This window comes from Pseudomonas sp. CMR5c (genome assembly GCF_003850545.1).
Taxonomy (GTDB): domain Bacteria; phylum Pseudomonadota; class Gammaproteobacteria; order Pseudomonadales; family Pseudomonadaceae; genus Aquipseudomonas; species Aquipseudomonas piscis.
The window spans coordinates 774308-796548 of sequence record NZ_CP027705.1 but is presented as its reverse complement, the minus strand read 5'-3'; the positions used below and the strand labels follow the sequence as shown (position 1 = coordinate 796548).

At 63.6% G+C, this 22241-nt stretch carries 22 protein-coding genes; 14 read left to right on the top strand and 8 right to left on the bottom strand.

What is annotated here, in order from left to right; translation table 11 throughout:
• Positions 1–548 precede the first annotated feature (548 nt).
• On the bottom strand, positions 549–2042 hold the full coding sequence (locus tag C4K40_RS03615; RefSeq protein ID WP_022642124.1) for a CoA-acylating methylmalonate-semialdehyde dehydrogenase: 1494 nt from the start codon (positions 2040–2042) through the stop codon (positions 549–551).
• A 74-nt stretch (positions 2043–2116) separates the two neighbouring features.
• Positions 2117–3466 (bottom strand): aspartate aminotransferase family protein, encoded by a 1350-nt coding sequence (locus tag C4K40_RS03610; protein WP_053132178.1) that lies wholly within the window; start codon positions 3464–3466, stop codon positions 2117–2119.
• Positions 3467–3591: 125 nt separating this feature from the next.
• Here C4K40_RS03610 and C4K40_RS03605 point away from each other — a divergent pair, with 125 nt between their 5' ends.
• The 3 genes from C4K40_RS03605 (at position 3592) to C4K40_RS03595 (ending at position 5862) form a co-directional block, all read left to right on the top strand.
• Entirely contained in the window at positions 3592–4512 is a 921-nt protein-coding gene (locus C4K40_RS03605) for a LysR family transcriptional regulator (RefSeq protein ID WP_022642122.1), read from the top strand.
• 94 nt (positions 4513–4606) lie between these two features.
• A complete protein-coding gene (locus tag C4K40_RS03600) occupies positions 4607–5275 on the top strand; it encodes a TetR/AcrR family transcriptional regulator (protein WP_022642121.1) in 669 nt (222 codons plus the stop codon).
• Between the two features lie 5 nt (positions 5276–5280).
• Positions 5281–5862, top strand: a complete 582-nt coding sequence (locus C4K40_RS03595) for a YigZ family protein (RefSeq protein WP_022642120.1) — start codon at positions 5281–5283, stop codon at positions 5860–5862.
• Positions 5863–6378: 516 nt separating this feature from the next.
• On the opposite strand, the gene C4K40_RS03590 is transcribed toward C4K40_RS03595, so the two are convergent.
• On the bottom strand, positions 6379–6816 hold the full coding sequence (locus C4K40_RS03590) for a hypothetical protein (RefSeq protein WP_031320809.1): 438 nt from the start codon (positions 6814–6816) through the stop codon (positions 6379–6381).
• 83 nt (positions 6817–6899) lie between these two features.
• On the opposite strand from C4K40_RS03590, the gene C4K40_RS03585 reads away from it, so the two are divergent.
• From C4K40_RS03585 to C4K40_RS03570, 4 genes are all read left to right on the top strand, one after another.
• Positions 6900–7250, top strand: a complete 351-nt coding sequence (locus C4K40_RS03585; protein ID WP_022642118.1) for a MerR family transcriptional regulator — start codon at positions 6900–6902, stop codon at positions 7248–7250.
• Positions 7251–7275: 25 nt separating this feature from the next.
• The gene (locus C4K40_RS03580) at positions 7276–7959 is read left to right on the top strand and encodes an SDR family oxidoreductase (RefSeq protein ID WP_022642117.1); all 684 of its coding nucleotides are present in this window, start codon (positions 7276–7278) and stop codon (positions 7957–7959) included.
• Positions 7960–8156: 197 nt separating this feature from the next.
• Complete coding sequence (locus C4K40_RS03575; protein WP_022642116.1) at positions 8157–9515, top strand: 8-oxoguanine deaminase; 1359 nt, start codon at positions 8157–8159, stop codon at positions 9513–9515.
• Positions 9516–9626: 111 nt separating this feature from the next.
• A complete protein-coding gene (locus C4K40_RS03570) occupies positions 9627–10634 on the top strand; it encodes an SUMF1/EgtB/PvdO family nonheme iron enzyme (protein WP_053132181.1) in 1008 nt (335 codons plus the stop codon).
• Here the strand turns inward: C4K40_RS03570 and C4K40_RS03565 are convergent.
• Positions 10631–11719: a calcium:proton antiporter gene (locus C4K40_RS03565; RefSeq protein ID WP_022642114.1), complete on the bottom strand. Its 1089-nt coding sequence runs from the start codon at positions 11717–11719 to the stop codon at positions 10631–10633. The genes C4K40_RS03570 and C4K40_RS03565 overlap by 4 nt on opposite strands.
• A gap of 284 nt (positions 11720–12003) precedes the next feature.
• On the opposite strand from C4K40_RS03565, the gene C4K40_RS03560 reads away from it, so the two are divergent.
• Entirely contained in the window at positions 12004–12957 is a 954-nt protein-coding gene (locus C4K40_RS03560) for an adenosine deaminase (protein WP_053132184.1), read from the top strand.
• A gap of 86 nt (positions 12958–13043) precedes the next feature.
• On the opposite strand, the gene C4K40_RS03555 is transcribed toward C4K40_RS03560, so the two are convergent.
• Both C4K40_RS03555 and C4K40_RS03550 read right to left on the bottom strand, forming a co-directional pair.
• The gene (locus C4K40_RS03555; protein ID WP_053132187.1) at positions 13044–14414 is read right to left on the bottom strand and encodes an MFS transporter; all 1371 of its coding nucleotides are present in this window, start codon (positions 14412–14414) and stop codon (positions 13044–13046) included.
• A 182-nt stretch (positions 14415–14596) separates the two neighbouring features.
• Positions 14597–15508 carry a LysR family transcriptional regulator gene (locus C4K40_RS03550; protein ID WP_031320807.1) on the bottom strand — a complete coding sequence of 304 codons (912 nt, stop codon included), beginning with the start codon at positions 15506–15508 and terminating at the stop codon, positions 14597–14599.
• 117 nt (positions 15509–15625) lie between these two features.
• Between C4K40_RS03550 and C4K40_RS03545 the strand changes: the two genes are divergently transcribed.
• From C4K40_RS03545 to C4K40_RS31480, 3 genes are all read left to right on the top strand, one after another.
• Positions 15626–15919: a putative quinol monooxygenase gene (locus tag C4K40_RS03545; protein WP_022642108.1), complete on the top strand. Its 294-nt coding sequence runs from the start codon at positions 15626–15628 to the stop codon at positions 15917–15919.
• Positions 15920–15949: 30 nt separating this feature from the next.
• Positions 15950–16963, top strand: coding sequence for a zinc-binding alcohol dehydrogenase family protein (locus C4K40_RS03540; RefSeq protein ID WP_053132190.1), 1014 nt, complete (start codon positions 15950–15952; stop codon positions 16961–16963).
• A gap of 144 nt (positions 16964–17107) precedes the next feature.
• Entirely contained in the window at positions 17108–17284 is a 177-nt protein-coding gene (locus C4K40_RS31480) for a hypothetical protein (protein WP_022642106.1), read from the top strand.
• Position 17285: 1 nt separating this feature from the next.
• On the opposite strand, the gene C4K40_RS03535 is transcribed toward C4K40_RS31480, so the two are convergent.
• Both C4K40_RS03535 and C4K40_RS03530 read right to left on the bottom strand, forming a co-directional pair.
• A complete protein-coding gene (locus C4K40_RS03535) occupies positions 17286–18479 on the bottom strand; it encodes a Bcr/CflA family multidrug efflux MFS transporter (RefSeq protein ID WP_022642105.1) in 1194 nt (397 codons plus the stop codon).
• Positions 18480–18571: 92 nt separating this feature from the next.
• Positions 18572–18769 (bottom strand): heavy-metal-associated domain-containing protein, encoded by a 198-nt coding sequence (locus C4K40_RS03530; RefSeq protein ID WP_022642104.1) that lies wholly within the window; start codon positions 18767–18769, stop codon positions 18572–18574.
• 146 nt (positions 18770–18915) lie between these two features.
• Between C4K40_RS03530 and C4K40_RS03525 the strand changes: the two genes are divergently transcribed.
• The 3 genes from C4K40_RS03525 to cueR all read left to right on the top strand — a co-directional run bounded on the left by C4K40_RS03525 (position 18916) and on the right by cueR (position 22236).
• Complete coding sequence (locus C4K40_RS03525; RefSeq protein ID WP_022642103.1) at positions 18916–19299, top strand: hypothetical protein; 384 nt, start codon at positions 18916–18918, stop codon at positions 19297–19299.
• 139 nt (positions 19300–19438) lie between these two features.
• Complete coding sequence (locus C4K40_RS03520; protein WP_053132193.1) at positions 19439–21835, top strand: heavy metal translocating P-type ATPase; 2397 nt, start codon at positions 19439–19441, stop codon at positions 21833–21835.
• Positions 21832–22236 carry a Cu(I)-responsive transcriptional regulator gene (gene cueR / locus C4K40_RS03515; RefSeq protein ID WP_053132196.1) on the top strand — a complete coding sequence of 135 codons (405 nt, stop codon included), beginning with the start codon at positions 21832–21834 and terminating at the stop codon, positions 22234–22236. The genes C4K40_RS03520 and cueR overlap by 4 nt, the downstream gene beginning before the upstream one ends.
• Positions 22237–22241: the final 5 nt, after the last annotated feature.

Sequence of the window (22241 nt, the reverse complement as noted above, 5' to 3'; positions counted from 1 at the left end):
TCGTGATGCTGATAATCTTTTTGACTATCAGTCTGACTACACAAGCACCCACACGAATTGCTTGATTCAGTTGTTAAAGAGCGGTTGGTTAAGATCTTTCGTCTCAACCGAGGCGCGCATTCTACAGCAGCCTCATTTGCTGTCAAGTGATTTTTTTAAGAAGTTTTCAAAGTTTCCTTTGTAACTTCAACCACTTGCGCTTTCGATCTCTCGTTAGCGGGAGGCGAATTCTACAGCGTTACACGCTGCTGTCAACACCTCTTTTTAACCGCTTTCGATCGAGAGGATCGAAACGCTAACAAGGCTACTTTCGCTGCCTTATCAGCTCCTTTCGGACTTCGATGAACTGAAGCGTGACCGCTGCCGAAATCTTCGTAACTCGTTGAATTTCAAGGAGTTTTCCGTTTCGACTGCGCCGGAAGTGGGGCGAATTATAGACCTGTAGAATCTGCCGTCAACACTTATTTTCATAAATCTGTCACATCGGTCAAAAAAGCCCATAAATGCCAAGGCCGGCCCTCTCGGGCCGGCCTTGAACAGCGTCTTGCTTAAAGGCTAGGGAAAGCGAATTGCGAAGCCTCATGGCTGGCCCGTTGCGGCCAGCGCTGGGTAATGGCCTTGCGGCGAGTGTAGAAACGCACACCATCGGGACCATAGGCATGCAAGTCGCCGAACAGCGAACGCTTCCAGCCACCAAAGCTGTGGTAGGCCACTGGCACCGGCAGCGGTACGTTGACCCCCACCATGCCCACTTCGATCTCGTCGCAGAACAAGCGCGCAGCCTCACCATCCCGGGTAAAGATGCAGGTGCCATTGCCATACTCATGATCGTTGATCAGTTGCATGGCCTCTTCCAGGCTGTTGACCCGCACGATGCACAACACCGGCCCGAAGATCTCTTCTTTATAGATACGCATCTGCGAAGTCACTCGATCGAACAGGCAGCCACCCAGGAAGAAGCCCTCCTCGTGACCCGCCACGCTTAAGCCACGGCCATCCACCACCAGCTGTGCGCCGGCAGCCACGCCGTCTTCCACATAACCGCTGACCTTGTCCTTTGCCTGGGCGGTGACCAGTGGCCCCATGTCCAGGCCGCAGGAAGTACCGGCACCGATCTTCAGCGCCTTGATCTGCGGCACCAGCTTGGCCACCAGGGCATCAGCCACCTGGTCTCCCACACACACCGCAACCGAAATCGCCATGCAACGCTCGCCGCAGGAACCATAAGCCGCGCCCATCAGCGCACTGACGGCATTATCCAGGTCGGCATCCGGCATCAGCACCGCGTGGTTCTTCGCCCCACCCAGCGCCTGGACGCGCTTGCCGCGCTTGGTGCCCTCGGCATAGATGTATTCGGCAATCGGCGTCGAGCCGACAAAACTCAAGGCCTTGACCTCCGGAGCCTCGATCAGCGCATCCACCGCGGTCTTGTCGCCATGCACCACGTTCAGAACGCCCTTGGGCAGCCCGGCCTCATGCAGCAGTTGGGCGATCAACAGCGTGGAGCTGGGATCACGCTCGGAAGGCTTGAGGATGAAGCAGTTGCCACAGGCAATCGCCAGCGGGTACATCCACAACGGCACCATGGCCGGGAAGTTGAATGGCGTGATACCCGCCACGACCCCCAGCGGCTGGAAGTCGGACCAAGCATCGATGTTTGGCCCGACGTTACGACTGAACTCGCCCTTGAGGATTTCCGGCGCTGCGCAGGCGTACTCGACGTTCTCGATGCCACGCTTCAACTCGCCAACGGCATCCTCCAGGGTCTTGCCATGTTCTTCGCTGATCAGCTGGGCGATACGCGCTTCGTTCTGCTCCAGCAATTGCTTGAAGCGGAACATCACCTGGGCACGCTTGGCCGCCGGTGTATTGCGCCAGGCCGGGAATGCCGACTTGGCGGAATCGATGGCCTGCTGGATGGTCTCGCGACTGGCCAACGGTACTTTATGGATCGCCTGGCCAGTGGACGGGTTGAAGACATCGCTGCTGCGACCGCTATCACTTACCAACTCACCATGGATCAGGTGGGAAATCAGGCTCATGCGCAAACTCCTGGAAAGAGGAAAGGCACAGGCGCGAACCACTTCGCACCTGCTGCTATATAAGAAGGATCGGATCAGTCGAGCTTGTTCAGCACTTCGCCAACTGCGTCGAACAGACGGTCGAGATCCTGCGGCTTGCTGTTGAAGGTTGGGCCGAACTGCAGGGTGTCGCCGCCGAAGCGCACATAGAACCCGGCTTTCCACAGGGCCATGCCGGCCTCGAATGGACGCACGATCGCATCGCCATCGCGAGGCGCGATCTGGATCGCCCCCGCCAGGCCGAAGTTACGGATGTCGATCACGTTCTTCGCCCCCTTGATACCGTGCAAGGCTTTCTCGAAGTGCGGCGCGACCTCGGCCACGCTCTGCACCAGGTTTTCCTTTTGCAGCAGGTCCAAGGCCGCCAGGCCGGCTGCACAGGCCACCGGGTGCGCCGAATAGGTGTAGCCGTGGGGGAATTCCACCGCGTACTCGGGAGTCGCCTGATTCATGAAGGTCTGGTAGATCTCGGAACTGGCGATTACCGCGCCCATGGGGATCGCGCCGTTGGTGACCTGCTTGGCCACGCACATCAGGTCCGGCGTCACACCGAAGCTGTCGGCGCCGAACATCGCGCCAGTACGCCCAAAGCCAGTAATCACTTCGTCGAACACCAGCAGGATGCTGTGCTGGTCGCAGATTTCCCGCAGGCGCTTGAGGTAGCCCTGTGGCGGCACCAGTACCCCAGCGGAGCCGGCCAACGGCTCGACGAACACCGCGGCGATGTTGGAAGCGTCATGCAACTCGATCAACTTCAGCAACTCTTCGGCCAGGGCGATACCGCCCTGCTCCGGCATGCCCCGGGAGAATGCGTTGCTGGCCAGCAAGGTATGCGGCAGGTGATCGACATCCATCATCGCCTGGCCGAACAACTTACGGTTGCCATTGACCCCGCCCAGGCTGGTGCCGGCGATGTTCACGCCATGATAACCACGGGCCCGGCCGATCATCTTGGTCTTGGTCGGCTGGCCTTTCAGGCGCCAGTAGGCCCGCACCATCTTCACCGCGGTATCAGCACACTCGGAGCCGGAATCGGTGAAGAACACATGGTTCAGGTTGCCCGGGGTCAGGGCGGTGATTCTCTCCGCCAGCTGGAACGACAGCGGGTGGCCGTACTGGAAACCCGGCGAGTAATCCAGGGTGCCCAACTGCTTGCTCACCGCTTCCTGAATTTCCTTGCGTGAGTGGCCGGCGCCACAGGTCCACAGGCCGGACAGCGAGTCATAGACCTTGCGACCCTTGTCATCCACCAGCCAACTGCCCTCGGCGCCAACGATCAGGCGCGGGTCGCGCTGGAAGTTGCGGTTGGCGGTATAGGGCATCCAGTGGGCGTCGAGCTTGAGCTGACTGGCCAGAGACTGGTGGGCGTTTTCCGGCATGTTCATGGCAAAACCTCGCAAGGCAATGAAGCGGCGTAGGAATGATGCAGCGTTGTTGCGGCTAAGTTGCCACGGCTATAAAGTCGATGAAATCCAACTTTAATAACCTTCAGTCAGCCGCCCACTAAACTATGAGCCTTCATCGAGCCGACCCACTGGCGCAAGTCAGCGACTTCGACATCCGCCTCTTGCGCATCTTCCGCAGCGTGGTGGAGTGCGGCGGGTTTTCCGCCGCCGAGACGGTCCTCGGCATCGGCCGCTCGGCCATCAGCCAGCAGATGAGCGACCTGGAGCAAAGGCTCGGCCTGCGCCTGTGCCAACGTGGGCGCGCCGGGTTCTCCCTGACCGAGGAAGGCCGTGAGGTCTACCAGTCGACACTGCAACTGCTCAGCGCCCTGGAAAGCTTTCGTACCGAGGTCAACGGCTTGCACCGCCATTTGCGCGGCGAGCTGATCATCGGCCTCACCGACAACCTGGTGACCCTGCCCCACATGCGCATCACCCATGCCCTGGCGCAACTGAAGGAACGCGGCCCGGACGTGCAGATCCAGATCCGCATGATCGCCCCCAGCGAGGTCGAGCAAGGGGTACTCGACGGTCGCCTGCACGTCGGCGTGGTGCCCCAGGCCAGCGCCCTGTCCGGCCTGGAATACCAACCCTTGTACGACGAACGCTCGCTGTTGTACTGCGCCGTCGGCCACCCGCTGTTCTATGTGGATGACAAGCAGCTGGACGACCAGCGTCTCAACGACCAGGAAGCCATTGCCCCAACCTTCCGCCTGCCGGCCGAGATCCAGGCCCGCTACCAGGCGCTGAACTGCACCGCCAGCGCCTCGGACCGCGAGGGCATGGCCTTCCTGATCCTCACCGGGCGCTATATCGGCTACCTGCCGGATCACTACGCCAGCCTGTGGGTACAGCAAGGCCGGCTGCGGGCACTCAAGCCCAGGTCCAGGTTCTACGACCTGAACCTGTCGACGGTCACCCGCAAGGGCCGGCGCCCGCACCTGGTCCTGGAAAGTTTCCTGGAAAGCCTGGCGACCACCCGATGAGCCGCTGGCTTTTGTCGCGCCAAGGCTTGTCTGTTCAAGCCGGGTAGGCTATCAACGCACAGGCTGCCCCCCACAGACTCGCTCGGAAACCTCCATGAACCTTGAAGTCCCTGCCCACAGCGCTGCCCACCCAGGCAAACCGGCCAGCCGCATCCGCCAGAAGAACGAGCAAGCCATCATCCAGGCCGCCGAAGACGAGTTCGCCCGCCATGGCTTCAAAGGCACCAGCATGAACACCATCGCGCAGAACGCCGGGCTGCCCAAGGCCAACCTGCACTATTACTTCACCAACAAGCTGGGGTTGTACGTCGCGGTGCTGAGCAACATCCTCGAGCAGTGGGACAGCACCTTCAACAGCCTCACCGCCGCGGACGACCCGGCCGAGGCACTGACCCGCTACATCCGCGCCAAGATGGAGTTTTCCCGGCGCCAGCCACAAGCCTCGCGCATCTTCGCCATGGAGATCATCAGCGGCGGTGAATGCCTCAGCGAATATTTCAGCCAGGACTATCGCACCTGGTTCCAGGGCCGGGCCAGCGTGTTCCAGGCCTGGATCGACGCCGGCAAGATGGACCCGGTAGATCCGATGCACTTGATCTTCCTCCTGTGGGGCAGCACTCAGCACTATGCCGACTTCGCCAGCCAGATCTGCCGCGTCACCGGCCGCAGCCGCCTGACCAAGCAAGACATGGAAGCCGCTACCAACAACCTGCTGCGCATCATTCTCAAGGGCTGCGGCCTGTCACCTGTGGAAAAAGCCTGAACCCCATGCCCTCTACCCTGGCCGGCCTTTGCGAATACCGCGAGGAGATTCGCAAAAGCCGCTTCATCACCTTCGCCGCACCCATCACTAGCACCGCCGAGGCCCAGGCCTTCATCCAGGCCTACAGCGACGCCGACGCCTCGCACAACTGCTGGGCCTGGAAGCTGGCCGACCAGTACCGCAGCAATGACGACGGCGAACCCGGGGGCACAGCCGGACGACCGATCCTGGCCGCCATCGAAGCCCAGGACTGCGACCAGGTGGCGGTCCTGGTGATCCGTTGGTACGGCGGTATCCAGCTGGGCACCGGCGGCCTGGCCCGGGCCTATGGTGGTGGCGCCAATAAATGCCTGCAGGGGGCCGAACGCATCGCCCTGGTCAACCGGGTGCCGTTGCGCTGCGCTTGCAGCTTCAGCGAACTGGCCCTGGTCAAGCTGCGAGTCGCCGAGCTGGGCGGATTGCTGGTCCAGGAAGACTTCACCGCCAATGGTGTGGAGCTGCAACTGGCCCTGGGTGAAGAGCAGATCGACACCCTGCAACGGCAATTGGCCGACCTGAGTCGCGGACGCATCCTCCTGCAACGTTGAAACTGCCGGCCTTGGCTGTGCATAACAGGCCATTGAAAAACGTAGGCGAGGCAGCCAGCGCAAGGCAAAAACAGGCGAAGAAGCGCAGTTTACGAGTGGTAAATGAGCATTTTGACCGGGCTGGCGCGCCAGAGTGTTTTTAACGCAGCGATGGCAACGCAGGTAGTTTTTCAACGGCCTGATAAACACTCTGCGTCATGGCAATTGCCCACATCTACTGTGCACCCGGCTGTGGATAACCTGAGCAAATAGCGCTGTAGCCCTTTTGCAACGTGGCTTCGCCGACATTGATCATTTTTCGTCCAAAAGCTTCCGCCGCGAATTTTTTGCACCACAAAACAGCCAGTTAGCTCGGTTTATCGCGCTTGGAAGATAAGCCGGCCAGGCTTATGCCCAAGTTTCGAGCTTGCACACAAATACTGTGGAGCAAGCTGTGGATAACCCGTGCAACGCTGCGTGTACCGCAGGTTGCACAGGGCCTGGGCGCTGCTGCTCACTTTTTGTCCAGCCCCAGGTTCACTGCGGCGAAGGTACCGGCGCAAACCCGTCGCCGTGATTATCGGCGCGCACCGGCAACCACTGGGCCACGCCCCAGGCTAGCTCGAAGAACAGGAACACACCGATCAGCAGCGTGCCCCCCTGGGCCAGGGCATACGCCATCCAGGTGGCGAACAGGAAGCGTCCCAGCGCGTCATAACGACCGAATGTCGGTTGTGGATCGCGAATCCGCAACAGCGACCACACGCAGACGATCGATCCCATCAAGTTGGCCAACAGCATATGCATGGGCTCGAATGGCGGCAGGTCCCCCGGCAGATCCAGTGCCAGGGCCAACTGCCCCAGCAGCCCATGCAAGGCCATGAAGCTCCAGGGCGTCACAAAGGCCATGGTCATCAACAGGTCGTACCAGCCGCTGGCCCGGACCAATTTTCGGTACTGCGCATTCGTCCACATCATCAATCGCTCCATGGATTAAAGGAGCGCGCAGGCTAAAGCCTGGAGTATGCTCCAGGGTCAACCCCCTTCGAGCCCCCCTTATGCGTATCGGAGAATTGGCCAGCGCCTGCGCCGTCAGCCGCGATACCCTGCGCTTCTATGAACAGCGCGGGCTGATCGCCCCAAAGCGCAGCGCCAACGGCTATCGTGACTATCCCCCCGACATGGTCCAGCTGGTGCTCTACATCAAGACTGCACAACGCCTGGGCTTCAGCCTCGGGGAAATCAGCAGCAGCGTCGGCGCCCTGTGGCGCAGTACCAAGCCGGACCAGGCCGTTGCGCAATTGCTGCAAGACAAGCTCGAGCTGATCGAAACCCGCATCAACGAACTGGACCTCTTGCGCCGCGAGCTGCAACAAAGGCTCGGGCAAGCCTGTCCACTGAATCCGTGATCTTCACTCATCAAGGAGCCTCACTATGTCCACGGCAAAAACCGCACTGATCATCGGCGCCTCCCGGGGCCTGGGCCTCGGCCTGGTCCAGCGCCTGCTCGAAGACGGCTGGCAGGTCACCGCCACCGTGCGCAACCCGCACAAGGCCGAGGCCCTGCAAGCTCTGGGCAAGGTGCAGATCGAACAACTGGACATGGACGACCAGCACGCCGTGCTCGCCCTGAGCCAGAAACTCAAGGGCCAGGTGTTCGACCTGCTGTTCGTCAACGCCGGGGTCAAGGGCCCGGACAACCAACTGCCGGGCCAGGCCACCCAGGCCGAGGTCGGCCAGCTGTTCTTCACCAACGCCGTGGCGCCGATCAACCTGGCCCAGCGTTTCGTCGGGCAGATCCGCCCCAATACCGGGGTCCTGGCGTTCATGAGCTCGGTACTGGGCAGCGTGACCATGCCCGACGCTCCCGAGCTGGCGCTGTACAAGGCCAGCAAGGCGGCCCTGAACTCCATGACCAACAGCTTCGTCAGCATGCTCGAACAACCATTGACCGTGCTCTCGCTGCACCCGGGCTGGGTCAAGACCGACATGGGCGGCGAAGGCGCCGACATCGACGTGCTGACCAGCACTCGCGGCCTGATCGCCCAGGTCAATGCCTACACCGGCAAGGGCGGTCACCACTTCATCAACTACAAGGGCCAGACCATTCCCTGGTAACCCCGTAACAGGTGGCCGCCGCCACAACCTGCGGCCACCTTCGGCAAAGGCTCTGGAATCGGGCCCCGGACAGCGGTTTTGTCCCCCGGCAAAACTTTCGCTAGACTGCGCCACTCGCCCCACGGCGACCCTGGATCAGCAGACAGGGCAACACTGAGCTGGCTAACCTGAACCCACTTTCAGAGGAGCCGGCCACCATGCCTGCGACCCGTACCTGGTTAAAAAACCCCCTGGCTATTTTCACCGGCAACGCCCTGGACGCCCGCGGCGGCCTGGTGCTGCAAGACGGCCTGATCGTCGAAATCCTCGGCCTCGGCCAACAGCCCGCAAGCCCCTGCCAGGAAGTCTTCGATGCCCGTGAGCATGTGCTGCTGCCGGGCCTGATCAACACTCACCATCACTTCTACCAGACCCTGACCCGGGCCTGGGCCCCGGTGGTCAACCAGCCGCTGTTCCCCTGGCTCAAGACCCTGTATCCGGTCTGGGCTCGCCTGACCCCGGAAAAACTCGCCCTGGCCACCAAGGTGGCGCTGGCCGAACTGCTGCTCTCCGGCTGCACCACCGCCGCCGACCATCACTACCTGTTCCCCGACGGCCTGGAAAACGCCATCGACGTGCAAGTCGAAGCCGTGCGTGAACTGGGCATGCGCGCCATGCTCACCCGCGGTTCGATGAGCCTTGGCGAAAAGGACGGCGGCCTGCCACCACAACAGACGGTGCAGGAGGGCCAGGTGATTCTCGACGACAGCCAACGGCTGATTCAGCAGTACCACGAGCGTGGCCCCGGCGCGCAGATCCAGATCGCCCTGGCGCCCTGCTCGCCGTTCTCGGTGACCCCGCAGATCATGGCCGCCAGCGCCGAAATGGCCGAGGCCCTGGACGTGCGCCTGCACACCCACCTGGCCGAGACCCTCGACGAAGAAGACTTCTGCCTGCAGCGCTTCGGCCTGCGCACCGTGGACTACCTGGACAGCGTCGGCTGGCTCGGCCCGCGCACCTGGCTGGCCCACGGCATTCACTTCAACCCGGACGAAATCGCCCGCCTCGGGCAGGCCGGCACCGGCATCTGCCATTGCCCGAGTTCGAACATGCGCCTGGCGTCCGGCATCTGCCCCAGTATCGAGTTGACCGACGCAGGGGCGCTATTCGGACTGGGCGTGGACGGTTCGGCGTCCAATGACGCTTCGAACATGATTCTCGAAGCGCGCCAGGCGCTGTACATCCAGCGCTTGCGCTACGGCGCCGAGAAAATCACCCCGGAGCGTGTACTGGGCTGGGCGACCCAGGGCTCGGCAAGCCTGCTGGGCCGCACCGACATCGGTGAACTGGCGGTGGGCAAACAGGCGGACCTGGCCTTGTTCAAGCTCGATGAGCTGCGTTTCTCGGGTAGCCACGATCCGGTTTCGGCACTGCTGTTGTGCGGTGCGGATCGCGCGGACCGGGTGATGATTGGCGGTAAGTGGCGGGTACTCGATGGCCAAGTCGAAGGGCTGGACCTCAAAGGCCTGATCGCCGATCACAGCCAGGCGGCCCGGCAACTGATCGCCAATACCTGACCCATTCCTCCTGCGGCGGGGGAGCAGATCCCTCGCCTGCGTTCCAAGCCGGATCGGCCTGGTGAAACATGGTAGTTTGCGCCCTCAAAATAGCTGTCATAGGGACATTACGTGAGACACAAGCACGGACTGGCGCTTTGCGTCGCGCTGCTGATTTCAGGCTGTAGTAAACAGGAGGTTGCAGGTCCCGCCAGCAAAGTACTGCCACCTGCAAAAGTTGCCGAAATAGCTTCCACCATCAACCGCAAGTACCCAGACCTCTCCGCGCAAAACCGCGCTGCCGTGCTGAGCACGGTCGTCCGCTCGCTGGACAACATGGTGCGGATTGAAGGTGGCGAATTCCAGATGGGCGATTTCGGTTGGCCCCGTGGCTTCGACCCACATGCCTTGTGCCAATGGCCCTGCGGCGTGGACCCGGCGAAAATGGAGCGGATCAGCCTCGAGGTCGATGACGACTTCGTCCACCCCGTCAAATTGAGCAGCTATTACCTGTCCTCGCTGCAAACCACCCTGGGCGATTTCGATCTGTTCTTCCTCGCGCAAGGCAAGCCGCCATTCGACGCGGCCCTGCGTAACCGCGCCGAAATGCAGCACCTCTACCAAGAGAACCTGCCCGCCCCGGCGTCTCGAGACTGGCAAGAAGCCAAGGATTATTGCGGCTGGCTGGCAGAGCTCAGTGGTTATCCGGTCGATCTTCCGACCGAGGCCCAATGGGAATATGCGGCGCGCAACCGTGGCCAGCCGGTGATGTTCGCCACCGACAACGGCAACCTGGACTACGGCCGCAACTTTCCGGCGCCCGACGACAACCAGACCTTCGCCGTGGACCGGTTCGTGCCCAACCCCCTGGGCCTCTACAACCTCACCGGCAATGCCAGCGAATGGGTCAACGATTGGTACGATAAACACTACTATCGCGAGTCTCCCGTGGAGAACCCGCAGGGGCCGCAAACCGGCATTTATCGGGCGCAACGTGGAGCGAACAACGTGTCTGCCAACGACCCGACCTTCTCGCCTTCGGCCAGCACCGTGCGTCGTTGGCGTTGGGGAGCACTCGCGGCCTGGAATGCCCCCGGTGTCAGCTTTCGCTGCGCCATCCAGTCGGCACAGCCGCTTTAAAGCCCGAGCAGCGAGAGCATGATGAAGGTGGCGAACAGCACGAAGTGAGTCATGCCTTCGATGGCGTTGGTTTCGCCATCGTTGAGGTTGATCGCGCTGACGATCAAGGTGATGAACACCATCACCGTCTGCACCGGCGTCATGGCCATCTGGAACGGTTGGCCGGTGTACAGGGCCATGGCCTCCATCACCGGCACCGTCAGGATCACCGTCGACAAGGACGCCCCCAGGGCCACGTTGACCACCGACTGCATGCGGTTGGCCAGGGCTGCGCGCAATGCGGTGAGGATCTCCGGTGCAGCGGAAATCGCTGCCACCAGGATCGCCGTGATCACCGGTGGTGCGCCGGTGCCTTCCAGGCCCAGGTCCAGGGTCTTGGACATCACCTCGGCCAGGGCGCCGATCACCACCACGCCGAACACCAGGATCCCGATGCTCCAGGCCAGGTTGACGGTAGCGGGCTGTTCCTGAGCCTCTTTATGGCGGCGTTTTTCCGGATAGCTGTAGCTGAAGAAGTAACTGTGTGGCCCGACCTGCATGCGCAGGAACAGGGTGTAGAGCACCACCATCGCGCCGATGGTGAAGGCCGAGTAGACCTTCCAGTCGCTTTCGGGAATGAACTCCGGCACTACCATCGACACGCCCATGGCGGTGAGGATCATCACGCTGTAGGTCCGCGCCGAATCGTCGTTGTAGGGTTGCTCGCCATGCTTGATGCCGCCCATCAGCGCGGCCAGGCCAAGGATGCCGTTGATATCCAGCATCACCGCCGAATAGATGGTGTCGCGCACCAGGGTCGGCGAAGCCTCGTTGCTCATCATGATCGCCAGGATCACCACCTCCACCAGCACCGCAGCCAGGGTCAGGATCATGGTGCCGTAGGGGTCGCCAACCTTTTCCGCCAACAGCTCGGCGTGATGGGCCACCCGCATCGAAGCCACCACGATGAAGCCGATGAGCACCAGCCCGGCGAGCAGGGCGATGCCCTGGCCGTTGTTGAGCAAGAGGTGTTCCAGGGGATAGGCGGCCAAGGCAGCCAGTAGCGCAAGCAGCAGGAGCTTTTCTTGCTTGAGGGAAGTGAGCATTGCAGTCCTTTGACGGAATGGAAAAACGGACACAGGAGATGACCTGGAGACTGCATCGAGTCACTAATGTTTCGTTACATCTTAGAAGAATCGACTTCCAGGGGCCTGGCCGCACGCCCCCTCGGTCAGGTTTTACCGGACATTCGTCGCGCCCGCTGTAGAATGGCGGCTTTTTCGGACCCGGTGAAAACCGGCGAGGAGCGCAACCGTCGGCCAGCCCCCAGAGAAGGGGAAGCCCAGGTGTCGCCCCTCCTCGCACCCCCCGCACCTGATGAGACAACACCATGTATGACTGGCTGAACGCCTTGCCCAAGGCTGAACTGCACCTGCACCTGGAAGGTTCCCTGGAGCCCGAGCTGCTGTTCGCCCTGGCCGAGCGCAACAAGATCGCCCTGCCCTGGAGCGACGTCGAGACCCTGCGCAAGGCCTACGCCTTCAACAACCTGCAAGAGTTCCTCGACCTGTACTACCAGGGCGCCGACGTGCTGCGCACCTCCCAGGACTTCTACGACCTGACCTGGGCCTACCTGCTGCGCTGCAAAGAACAGAACGTGATCCACACCGAACCCTTCTTCGACCCGCAGACCCACACCGACCGTGGCGTGCCTTTCGAAGTGGTGCTCAACGGCATCGCCAGCGCCCTGAAGGATGGCGAGCAGCAACTGGGCATCACCAGTGGCCTGATCCTCAGCTTCCTGCGCCACCTGAGCGAAGAAGAAGCGCAGAAGACCCTCGACCAGGCCCTGCCGTTTCGCGAAGCCTTCGTCGCCGTGGGCCTGGACAGCTCCGAGATGGGGCATCCGCCGAGCAAGTTCCAGCGGGTGTTCGACCGGGCCCGCGCCGAGGGTTTCCTGACCGTGGCCCACGCTGGCGAAGAAGGTCCGCCGGAGTACATCTGGGAAGCCCTGGATCTGCTCAAGATCCAGCGCATCGACCATGGCGTCCGGGCCTTCGAGGACGAGCGGCTGATGCAGCGGATCATCGACGAACAGATTCCGCTGACCGTCTGCCCGCTGTCCAACACCAAGCTCTGCGTGTTCGATCACATGTCCCAGCACAACATCCTGGAAATGCTCGAGCGCGGCGTGAAGGTGACGGTCAACTCCGATGACCCGGCCTACTTCGGCGGCTACGTCACCGAGAACTTCCATGCCTTGTACACCGACCTGGGCATGACCCGGGAACAAGCCCAGCGCCTGGCCCAGAACAGCCTGGACGCCCGCCTGGTCAAGCCGTAAGGCCAGCCTGCCGTAGCCGCTGCCACAGGCAGCACCTTCCCCAGGCGCCCTCTTGCAAGGGCGCCTGGGGCTACGCAACGCCCCCTCTACACCTCGCTCAATTCCTCCAGGGTCCGGCCCCGGGTCTCCATCCCGAAGCGCCAGACCACCGCCGCCGCGACCACGAAGCACGCCGCCCCCAGGGCGAACACGCCCCCCTGCCCGGCGACCGGCAATACCAGCCCCGTCACCAAGGGCCCCAGCAACGAACCGATGCGGCCAACCGCCGAAGCAAACCCCGAGCCCGTGGCCCGGGCCGAGGTCGGATACAGCTCCGGGGTATAGGTGTAGAGCACCGCCCACATGCCGAACAGGAAGAACTGCATCAGCAACCCGGTGCCGATCAACAGGCTCGCATTGCCGCCGAACACCGCGCTCTGCCCGTAGAAGAAGGCCATGATCCCGCCACCGAGCAAGGTGACGATGCACACCGGCTTGCGTCCCCAGCGCTCCACGAGCCAGGCGGCCATGAGGAACCCCGGGATCCCGCCCAGGGAAATCAGCACCGTGTAGTACACCGACTGGGTCACCGCGAAACCGGACTGCTGGAGCAACGCGCTGAGCCAGGAGGTCAGGCCATAGAACCCCAGCAGGGCGAAGAACCACAGGCTCCAGATCATCACCGTGCGCTGGCGATACTGCGGCGACCAGATCTGGCGCAACGCAGAGAAAAACTGCCCAGGCGCGCTGTCCATGCGCGGCAGGCGCACGGGCTCGGGCAGCTGGCGGGTGCCTAGCGATGCCCGCACCTTGTCCTCGATGCCTTGCAGCACCCGGTCGGCATCGGCATGGCGCCCGGCCTGCTCCAGCCAGCGCGGCGACTCGGGAATGAAGAAGCGGATCGCCAGCACGAACAGCGCCGGGATCGCCAATACCAGGAAGATGTCGCGCCAGCCGATCAACGGCAGGAGAAAGTACGACAGCACCCCGGCGGCGACGAAACCCAGGGGCCAGAAACCATCCATCAAGGCGATGTAGCGCCCGCGTCGTTGCGCCGGGATCATCTCCGAGAGCATCGACTGGGCGATGGGAAACTCCATGCCCATGCCGATTCCCAGCAGCACCCGGAACAGGGTCAGGCTATTCACATCCTGGGCCGTGGAGCACAGGTAGCTGGCCACGCCCCAGAGCACGATGCTCCACTGGAACACCGGCTTGCGACCGAAACGGTCGGCGAGCATTCCCGATAACGATGCCCCCAGCACCATGCCGAAGAAGCTCGAGCTGGCCAGCAGGCCGGCCTGGGCCGAGCTCAAGCCGAACTCGGCTTTGATCGAGCCCAGGAGGAAGGTCATCATCGCCAGGTCCATGGAGTCGAAGAAGAACGCCAAGGCGATGATGATGAAGATCAGCCGGTGATAGCCGCTGATGGGTAGCCGCTCCAGACGCTCCGCAGCGCTGTACCTCTCTATGCCCATGCCCCGCCCCCCCGCTCGAATGCTTGAGCAACGAAGTGTGCGGGATCGAGACCGGGGCTGATTGCCGAGGGCGACCTGTCCACGTCCACCAGCGACGCCCAGGGTCGCAACGCCAGCAGGCCGGTCGACGCGGGGCCTGTCCTGGGAGTGCTATGTCGTGGCGGGGCTACGCCACAGGAAGCTCATGTCGGGCGGTGAGCGCTGATCTCGGCACAGCGTCTTTGCAACAGATCGCGCAACAGCTTCACCGGTTTGCTCAGGTGCGCCCGGTGGGTGCAGAGCAGGTTCAGCGACGCCCGCTCGCAGGTCAGCTCCGGCAGCAGCACCTGCAGGCGCCCCTCCAGCACATCGGCGGCCACATCCAGCCAGGACTTGTAGACGATCCCGGCCCCGGCCAGGGCCCAGCGCCGGACCACATCGGCATCGTCGCTCAGGCGGTCGCCACTGACGCTGAGACTCACCTCGCGCTTGCCGTCATGAAAGCTCCAGAGATCGTGGGCCCGGCTGTCGAGCATGTACAACAGGCAGTTGTGCTGGGCCAGTTGCTCCAGTTGGCGCGGCTCGCCATGGCGCGCCAGGTAGCCGGGAGCGGCGCACAGTACCCGGCGGTTTTCCGGGGCCACCGGCAGGGCCACCAGGCTGGAATCCTCCGGTTCACCGTAGCGCAGGGCGATGTCCACCGGCTGGCGGAACAGGTCGGCGATCCTGTCCCCCAGCAACAGGCGCACGCTGAGCTTGGGATGCTCGCGCTGGAACTCGTCGAGCCAGGGCAGCAGCAGGTTGCGCCCGAAATCCGAGGGAGCGGAAAGCTGCAACACACCGCTGACCTGGTCCTGCCCGCTGGCCAGCAGGCGCCGACCTTCATCCAGGTTGCCCAAGGCGGCGCGGGCGTATTCGAGAAACCCCTCGCCCTCGGCGGTCAGGCGCAGGCTGCGGGTGGAGCGAGCCAGCAGGCGTGCGCCGAGGTGGTGCTCGATGCGCTTGAGGGCGGCGCTGGCCACCGCCGGCGAAAGGTCCATGACCCGGGCCGCCGCCGACAGGCTACCCAGGTCAGCGGCACGCACGAACAACTGCAAGTCATCGAATCGCAACACGGCCAGCCTCGGATTATCAAAAAAACATTGAAAGATACTGCTCTTTTAGCCGGTTTTACCCGGTGGAGAAATAGCCAATCATCTCTCCATCGTCCAGGTCCACCGAGGAATACCCCGATGTCCGAACCCTTCACCGCCATTGCCACCCTGGTCGCTCGGCCAGGCCAGCAACACGTGCTGCAACGCGAACTCAGTGCCCTGGTGGCACCCAGCCGCGCAGAGGCCGGCTGCCAGTATTACCAACTGCACCAGGATGCCGAGCAGCCGGGCACCTTCTACGTCCTGGAGCGCTGGGATAACCAGGCGGCCCTGGACCTGCACAACGACACCGCACACTTCCAGGCCTTCCTGGAGCGCACCCGCGATGCCCTCGAACACTTCGGGCTCAAGCGCCTGCAACTGATCGCCTGACCCTCTTCAATCTTCTTAAAGGAACCCATCATGAAAGCCATCGCCTACTACCAATCGCTGCCGATCGACGATCCACGCGCCCTGCAAGACATCGAACTGCCGGAACCGACTCCCGGCCCTCGCGACCTGCTGGTGGAGGTCAAGGCCATCTCGGTCAACCCGGTGGACACCAAGGTACGCCGCAACGTCCAGCCCGAAGACGGGGCGGCCAAGGTCCTGGGTTGGGACGTGGCCGGGGTGGTCAAGGCCGTGGGCAGCGAGGTCAGCCTGTTCAAGGCTGGCGACCAGGTGTTCTACGCCGGCTCCATCGCCCGCGCCGGGGCCAACAGCGAACGGCACGTGGTGGATGAACGCATCGTCGGCCACATGCCCAAGAGCCTGGGCTTTGCCGAAGCCGCCGCCCTGCCGCTGACGGCGATCACCGCCTGGGAACTGCTGTTCGATCGCTTGCAGGTCAGCCAAGAGCCAGCTGACAAAGGCCAAAGCCTGTTGATCGTCGGCGCCGCCGGCGGTGTCGGTTCGATCCTCACCCAACTGGCGCGGCAACTGACCGGGCTCATGGTGATCGGCACCGCCTCCCGCGAGCAGACCCAGGCCTGGGTGCGCGAGCTGGGCGCCCATGCGGTGGTGGATCACAGCCAGCCACTGAGCGCCGAACTCAAGCGCATCGGTATTGAACAGGTGACCCACGTGGCCAGCCTGACCCAGACCGACACTCACCTGGACCAACTGGTCGAAGCCCTGGCACCCCAGGGCAAGCTGGGGCTGATCGACGATCCGCAAAGCTTCGACGTGACCAAGCTCAAGCGCAAGAGCCTGTCGCTGCACTGGGAACTCATGTACACCCGCTCGCTGTTCGAGACTCCCGACATGCAACAGCAACACGTGATCCTGACGCGGGTCGCCGAGCTGATCGACGCCGGCACCCTCAAGACCACGGTCGGCGAGCACTTCGGCCGGATCGACGCGGCCAACCTGCGTCGCGCCCACGCCCTGCTGGAGAGCGGCAAGGCCAAGGGCAAGATCGTCCTGGAAGGTTTCTGAGGCAACGCCAGGCGGCCAATACCACGCTAGCGGCGTGGTGTCGGCCGTCAGTCAGAGAGTTGATTCCGGTCATGGTTTTGACCTTGTTCAGGTCTACACTGGGGCTCCCTTGCAGTGCAGTCTTTTACCGTTAGGAGGTCAGCAATGAAGATCCTGATAAAAGAATTGGCAACCCCTCAAGGCTCCCAATGGCAAGTACGCCTGGACCAGCACGCCGTGACATTCCGCAGCGAGGCCGAGGCCCGGGCCTTCACCCAGACCCTGCAGGGCCGGCTGCAAGCCCCGCATACGATTCCCCAGCCACAACGCGCCGCCGGTTGACTCAGCGGGCGGCCTGCAGGGCCCGGGCGTTCTGCAAGCGCCGGGTCATGACCGCCATGCTCACCGCCAGCACGCCGCACAGGCAGATGACCATCGCCATGGGCGTGGCGCTGCCGTCGTGCAGCACGCCCACCAGGTAGGCCGCGCCCGCGGCCACACTGAACTGCAGGCACCCCAGCAGCGCCGAGGCGCTGCCAGCCCGTGCGCCCTGGCCATTCATGGCGCAGGCCGCGGCGTTGGGGATGATGCATCCCAGGCTGGCGATGCATACGAACAGCGGTACCAGCAGCGGCCACAGCGCCGCGGTATGCAAGGTACTGATGCCCAGCAGGGTCAGCCCCGCAGCCAAGTAGATCCACACGGTACGGGCCAGCAGGAAGGCCGGTCCGCGCTTGGCCAGCAGCCGCGCGTTGACCTGGGCCACCAGGATGAAACCGCCGGCGTTGATCCCGAAGAACCAGCCGAAATGCTCCGCTGGCACCCCATAAAGCTTGATGAGAACGAAGGGCGAGCCGGCGATATAGGAGAACATCCCGGCAATGGCGATCCCGCCGGTCAGCGCATGCCCCAGGTACACCCGGTCCTTGAGCAACAAGCCGTACTGGTACAGCGCCCCGGACAACGGCAGGCGCGCTTGCTCGGCCGGCATGCTTTCCGGCAAGCCCAGGGCCACCGCCAGCCCGGACAGGGCACTGAACAGCGTGAGCATGATGAAGATCGACTGCCAGCCATGCAGATTGACCAGCAGGCCACCGAGCATGGGTGCCAGGATCGGCGCCAGGCCCATCACCAGCATCAGTTGCGAGAACACCTTGGCCGAACCCACCGCATCGCATTTATCGCTGACCACCGCACGGGAGATCACCATCCCGGCGCAACCGCCCAGGGCCTGGACGAAGCGCGCACCGATCAGCCACTCCAGACTCGGCGCATAAGCGCACGCCACCGACGCCAAGGTGAACAATCCAACCCCGGCCAGCAGCGGCGGTCGGCGGCCGAAGCGATCGGCCAATGGCCCATAGAGCAGTTGCCCGATGGACAACCCCAGGAAGTAAGAGGCCAGGGTCAGCTGGACGTGCTTTTCATCGGTGGCGAAAGCCTGGGCCATCGCCGGGAAGGCTGGCAGGTAGAAGTCGATGGCCAAGGGGCCGAATGCGCTCAGGGCGCCGAGAATCAAGATAATGCGTAGGTTCATGGCATCCAAACGAGCGTCGGGTCAGCGGCCCGATAGTTTATCCGTGCTTGGACGCCTTGAACATTCCGATAGGTCGCTAACGATCAGATCGATCAGGCGACCTGCACCGCATAGCCTTCTTCGCTGATCAGGCTGATCACTTCATCGTTGGACAGCCGGCTCTCGACCCCCACTTCCTTGGCCGCCAGGTCCACCCGCACGGTGGCTGCCGGATCCTTGCTCTGCAAGGCCTGGGTGATGGCTCGCACGCAGTGGCCGCAGGACATGCCTTGAACGTTGAATACTTGCATTGCGCTTCTCCTGTGTTGAAGTTGGGCAGAGTCTTGTCCTTGCCACCATGGCAAGGTCAAGTTCCAGCGCAACCTGCCGGGCTGGAAATCGACGCCGCGCTCGGCCAAGCTTCACTCCTTATGTCATCAAAGCGGGAGATTCAGCCATGCGCTGGTCAACTTTCAGCCTCGTCGGCCTGCTGGGCCTGTTCGCGGCAGTGCCACCGGCCCTGGCCGCCGGCGAGGATTACGGCGTACTGATCATTTCCAGGGAGCGGCTGGAAGTCGCCACCTCCTGTGAAATCGGCCTGTACATCCAGGACCAGCTGGCCGGCCGGCTGTTCCAGGAACAGAGTACGTCCTTCAACCTGCCCGCAGGCAAGGTGGCGCTGAGCCTGAAGCTGCTACCGGGCCAGGCGCCAGGCTGCAACGCCGGCATGCTGGCCCCCAACGCCCAGGAGGTCAGCCTCAGGGCTGGCGAAGTGCTCAAGTACCGCATCGCCACCAGTCCCTCCGGCATGTATCTCAAGCCCGCCTCCCTGGGCTACTGACCGGTTGCCCGGCGTCCTTCGACGCCGGGCCGGTGCATTTTGTCCCTGGGACAAAATGAAGCACCCGCGCAATGCCCCTTGACCTTGCCTGCGTGGCAAGGTTGATCCTGTAGCCAACCGTCTACAGGGAGTGGTCCCCATGTCCGATTCAATCACCTTCAACCTGCCGATCGCCGGCATGACCTGCGCCAGCTGCGCCGGACGCGTGGAACGCGCCCTGGGCAAGGTCGCCGGCGCCGCTGCGGTGAGCGTCAACCTGGCCACGGAACAGGCCCGGGTCGAAGCACCGGGAGGCAGCCTGCCAGCCTTGCTGGCCGCCGTGGAAAACGCGGGCTATAGCGTGCCCGTGCAGAGCCTGGAACTGAGCATCGGCGGCATGACCTGCGCCACCTGCGCCGGCCGCGTCGAGCGCGCCTTGAGCAAGGTGGCGGGAGTGCGCAGCGCCAGCGTCAACCTGGCCACCGAGCGTGCCCACCTGGAGCTGCTGGGCCAGGTCGATCCGGCGCTGTTGATCGAGGCAGTGACCAAGGCGGGCTATCGCGCCAGCCTGTGGCAGGCCGAGCAACGCCATGACGCCGATCCCCAACACCAACTGCGGCGCGAGCGCTGGAGCCTGGCACTGGCCATCTTGCTGGCCCTGCCATTGGTGCTGCCAATGCTGGTGGAGCCCTTCGGCCTGCACTGGATGCTCCCGGCCTGGGCCCAGTTCGCCCTGGCCACGCCCGTGCAATTCATCTTCGGCGCGCGCTTCTACGTGGCCGCCTGGAAAGCCGTGCGCGCCGGCAGCGGCAACATGGACCTGCTGGTGGCCCTGGGCACCAGTGCCGGCTACGGCCTGAGCCTTTATGAGTGGGCCACGGCCGCGCCAGGCAGCATGCCGCACCTGTACTTCGAAGCCTCGGCGGTGGTCATCGCCCTGGTGCTGCTGGGCAAGTACCTGGAAAGTCGCGCCAAGCGCCAGACCGCCAGTGCCATCCGCGCCCTGGAGGCTCTGCGGCCGGAGCGGGCGATCCAGGTGATCGACGGCCGCGAACAGGAAGTGGCCATCAGCGCGCTGCGCCTGGGCGACCTGGTACTGGTCAAGCCCGGCGAGCGCTTCGCAGTGGACGGCGAGGTCGTCGAAGGCCAGAGCCACGCCGATGAAGCCCTGATCAGCGGCGAAAGCCTGCCGGTGCCCAAGCAGCCCGGCGACAAGGTCACCGGCGGCGCCATCAACGGCGAAGGCCGACTGCTGGTACGCACCCAGGCCCTGGGCGCGGAAACCGTGCTGGCAAGGATTATCCGCCTGGTGGAAGACGCCCAGGCCGGCAAGGCGCCGATCCAGAAACTGGTGGACAAGGTCAGCCAGGTGTTCGTGCCCACCGTGCTGGTGCTGGCGCTGATCACCCTGGTGGGCTGGTGGTTGTCCGGCGCATCCCTGGAAACCGCCCTGATCAACGCCGTGGCCGTACTGGTGATCGCCTGTCCCTGTGCCCTGGGCCTGGCCACCCCCACCGCAATCATGGCCGGTACCGGCGTCGCCGCGCGCCACGGCATCCTGATCAAGGACGCCGAAGCCCTGGAACGGGCCCATGAGGTCAGCTCGGTGGTGTTCGACAAGACCGGCACCCTCACCTCGGGCACCCCGCGCATCGCCCATATGCAAGCCGTGGATGGCAATGACGACAGCCTCCTGCAACTGGCCGGCGCCTTGCAGCGCGGCAGCGAACACCCATTGGCCAAAGCCGTGCTGGACCTGTGCCAGGAGCGCCAGCTGGCGGTCGCCGATGTCAGTGCCAGCCAGTCCCTGACCGGCCGCGGCATCGCCGGCACCCTCCAGGGCCGGCAACTGGCCCTGGGCAACCGTCGCCTGCTGGAAGAAAGCGGCCTGAACCCGGGCGACCTGGCCCAGGCCGCCAAGGACTGGGAACACGAAGGCCGGACCCTGTCCTGGCTGATCGAGCAAAGCCCGCAATCCCGGGTACTGGGCCTGTTCGCCTTCGGCGACACGCTCAAGCCCGGTGCCCTGCAGGCGGTGCAGCAACTCAGCGCGCGGCACATCAGCAGCCACCTGCTGACCGGTGACAACCGTGGCAGCGCCAAGGTGGTAGCCGATGCCCTGGGCATCACCGACGTCCATGCCGAAGTGCTGCCCGCGGACAAGGCCGCCACCGTGGCCGAACTGAAGAAAACCGGGGTGGTGGCCATGGTCGGCGACGGCATCAATGACGCCCCGGCCCTGGCCGCCGCGGACATCGGCATCGCCATGGGCGGCGGTACCGACGTGGCCATGCACGCGGCCGGCATCACCCTCATGCGCGGCGAGCCACGCTTGATCCCGGCCGCCCTGGAGATCAGCCGCAAGACCTACGGCAAGATCCGCCAGAACCTGTTCTGGGCCTTCGTCTACAACCTGATCGGCATTCCCCTGGCCGCCTTCGGCCTGCTCAATCCGGTGCTCGCCGGCGCCGCCATGGCCTTGTCCAGCGTCAGCGTGGTGAGCAATGCGCTACTGTTGAAAACCTGGAAACCCAAAGACCTGGAGAATGCCGGATGAACATCGGCCAAGCAGCGCGCAAGAGCGGCCTGAGCGCCAAGATGATCCGCTACTACGAGTCCATCGGCCTGCTCAAGCCGGCCCACCGCAGCGACAGCGGCTATCGCCTGTACGGCAACGAAGACCTGCACAGCCTGGCATTCATCAAGCGCTCCCGGGACCTGGGCTTCTCCCTGGAAGAAGTGGGCAAGCTGCTGACCCTGTGGCAGGACCGCCAGCGAGCCAGCGCCGACGTGAAGGCCCTGGCACGCCAGCACATCGACGAGCTGAACCAGAAGATCCGCGAACTGGCGGGCTTGCGCGACACCCTGCAGGACCTGGTGGAGCACTGCCACGGCGACCACCGCCCGGACTGCCCGATCCTCAAGGAGCTGGCCTCCGGCAGTTGCTGCGGACCTTGAGTGCG